Raw genomic sequence first — 3,124 nt, 5'->3', positions numbered from 1 at the left:
GGCCGCCGGCGAGCCTGCCGCGGCTTGCGCAGCGGCCTCCCCGCCGGTTCCGGCCGAGGCCATGCTGGAGCGGGTGCAGGCGGACACCTGGCACTTGTCGCTGCGCTTTGCGCCCGGCGTGCTGCGCGACGGCATGGACCCGCTGAGCTTCCTGCGCTATCTCGGCGAGCTCGGCCGCATCGTCCACGTCACCACTTTGCTCGATGCGCTCCCGACGGCCGAGGACTTCGATCCCCTCGCCTGCTATTTCGGCTTCGAGGTCGAGCTCGACTCCGAGCGCGACAAGGCCGCCATCGAGGCGGTGTTCGACTTCGTCCGCGATGACTGCCAGCTGCGCCTGCTGCCGCCGCACAGCCGCATCGCCGACTACGTCGAGCTCATCCACGATCTGCCCGAGGGGCCGCAGCGCCTGGGCGAGATCCTCGTTGCCGCCGGCGCCCTCACCGCCCGCGAGCTGGAGCTGGGCCTGGCCGACCAGACCCGCCTCGCGCCCCAGGCCCAGGTGCCGCTGGGCGAGTTGCTGGTGGCCGAGGGCATGGCCCACCCGCCGGTGGTGGAGGCCGCCCTCGAACGCCAGGCCCAGGCCAAGCAGCGCGCCACCGCCGACAAGGGCCACGAGTCCCAGTTCGTGCGCGTGCATGCGGAGAAGCTCGATGAGCTCATCAACCTCGTCGGCGAGCTCGTCATCGCCGGCGCGGCCTCCCACCTGGTCGCCCGCAGCCGCCGCGACCGCCGCGCCCAGGAGGCCGCCGCCGCGGTCAATCGCCTGGTCGAGCAGGTGCGCGATGTGACCCTGAAGCTGCGCATGGTGGAGATCGGCGAGACCTTCAACCGCTTCCACCGCGTGGTGCGCGAGCTGGGCCGGGAGCTGGGCAAGGACATCGCCCTGGAGATCACCGGCGCCGACACCGAGCTCGACAAGACCATGGTCGAGAAGCTGGGCGATCCGCTCATGCACCTGGTGCGCAACGCCATCGACCACGGCCTGGAGCCCCCCGAGGCCCGCCGCGCCGCCGGCAAGCCCGAGCGCGGGCGGGTGAGCCTGAACGCCTACCACGACTCCGGCGGCATCGTCATCGAGATCGGCGACGACGGCCGCGGCCTGGACCGCGAACGCCTGCTCGCCCATGCCCGCGAGCGCGGCCTCGTCGCCGAGCACGCCCAGCTCTCGGATGCGGAGGTGCACGCCCTCATCTTCGAGCCCGGCTTCTCCACCGCAGAGCAGGTCACCAACGTCTCCGGCCGCGGGGTGGGCATGGACGTGGTCAAGAAGACCATCGCCGCCCTGCGCGGCTCCATCCACATCGACACCACCCCGGGCCAGGGCACTACCCTGCGCCTGCGCCTGCCCCTCACCCTCGCCATCATCGATGGCTTCCTGGTGCGCGTGCAGGGCGTGCCCTTCGTCCTCCCCCTGGAAGCGGTGCGCGAGTGCATCGCCCTCGCCCCCGCCCTCGCCGCCGAGCGCCGCCAGTACGTCAATCTGCGCGGCGAGGTCCTCCCCTATGTCCGACTGCGCGAGCTCTTCGCCCTCGGCGGCGAGGCCCCCAGGCGCGAAAACATCGTCGTCATCCATCACCAGGGACAGCGCATCGGCGTCGTCGTCGATCAGCTCCAGGGCGAACTGCAGACCGTCATCAAGCCCCTCGGACGACTCTTCCGCGGCATGCGCGGACTCTCAGGCTCTTCCATCCTCGGCTCCGGCGAGGTCGCCCTCATCCTCGATGTCGCCGCAATGAGCCACATCGCTACCAGCCAGGAAAACCACACCACCCCGCCTGCCTCCGACAGGGTGGAAACAAATACCGCGACCAAGGCGCTGTAGCGCCATCAACAGACAGGGGAATCGCAATGCTCGGCAATCTGAAAATCGGCGTCAGGCTGGGGATCGGCTTCGGCCTGACCATACTGCTGACCCTCATCCTCACGCTCATCGCGCTCGACCGCCTGGGGGCCCTGAACGACAACACCCAGATCATGGCCCAGCGCGGTTGGCCAATCAGCCGGATGGCGCAGGACCTGCGCCTCAACGTTCTCCAGACCGCCGTTGCGCTGCGGAACGTGATCATCATCGACGACAAGCTCAAGAATAAGGAGCTCATCAAGCAGATTCTTGACAATCGCAAAGAAAACAGCGGCTTGATCGAGCGCTTTTCCCAGTTGCTGGTGACCGATCGGGAAAAGGAACTCGCCGCAGGCATCAATGCCGCACGCGCCCCCTATGGCGAAGCCCTCGATCGCCTGCTCGTGATCGCCGACAGCAACTCCGCCCAGTTCGATCAGAGCGCCGCTGTAGACATGATGCAAACGGAGTTTCAACGGGTAGCGGACACCTACAGCAACACATTGCAGGCCTTCATCGACCACGAGGCATCCGAGTTCGAGCGGATGTCCAAGGACGCAAGCGCGACTTACACCGACAGCCGCCAGCAGATGATAGGCATCGTCGTTGCGCTGTTCCTGATCGCGAGCAGCATCGCCTTCTTCGTCACCCGTTCCATCACCCGCCCGGTCGGCGAGGCGCTGCGGGCGGCAAACGCACTGGCCGACGGCGACCTGAGCGTGCGCCTGCAAGCGAACTCGCGCGACGAGGTCGGCAAGCTGATGGGCGCGATGTCGGCCATGATCGAGAAGCTGGGACAAATCATCGGTGATGTGCGCAGCGCCGCCGACAACCTCTCCTCCGCCTCGGAAGAAGTCTCCGCCACCGCCCAGAACCTGTCCCAGTCCTCCTCCGAGCAGGCCGCCAGCATCGAGGAACTCACCGCCTCCGTCACCCAGAACACCGAGAACGCCAAGGTCACCAACAGCATCGCCTCCCAGGCCTCCGGCCAGGCCGCCGAAGGCGGTGGCGCCGTGGGCGAGACGGTCACCGCGATGAAGCGTATCGCCGACAAGATCGGCATCATCGACGACATCGCCTACCAGACCAATCTGCTGGCGCTCAACGCCGCCATCGAAGCGGCCCGCGCCGGCGAGCACGGCAAGGGCTTCGCCGTGGTGGCCGCCGAGGTGCGCAAGCTGGCCGAACGCAGCCAGGAAGCGGCGCAGGAAATCAGCGAAGTCGCCAGCGGCAGCGTGCAACTCGCCGAGAAGGCCGGCCAGCTGCTGGGCGAGATCGTCC

General features: G+C 67.9%; 2 protein-coding genes. Both read left to right on the top strand.

Going from position 1 to position 3,124, the window contains the following annotated elements; genetic code table 11:
- A partial coding sequence (locus tag GRF61_RS23645; RefSeq protein ID WP_169153066.1) for a chemotaxis protein CheA occupies window positions 1–1,825 on the top strand: 1,825 nt, incomplete at its 5' end.
- A gap of 26 nt (window positions 1,826–1,851) precedes the next feature.
- Window positions 1,852–3,124, top strand: a 1,273-nt coding sequence (locus tag GRF61_RS25215; RefSeq protein ID WP_348982473.1) for a methyl-accepting chemotaxis protein, incomplete at its 3' end; no start/stop codon positions are given.

The organism is Azoarcus sp. TTM-91 (assembly GCF_012911025.1).
GTDB lineage: Bacteria > Pseudomonadota > Gammaproteobacteria > Burkholderiales > Rhodocyclaceae > Azoarcus.
The sequence above is the reverse complement of the archived record's forward strand: the minus strand, read 5'-3'. Positions and strand labels throughout refer to the sequence as shown.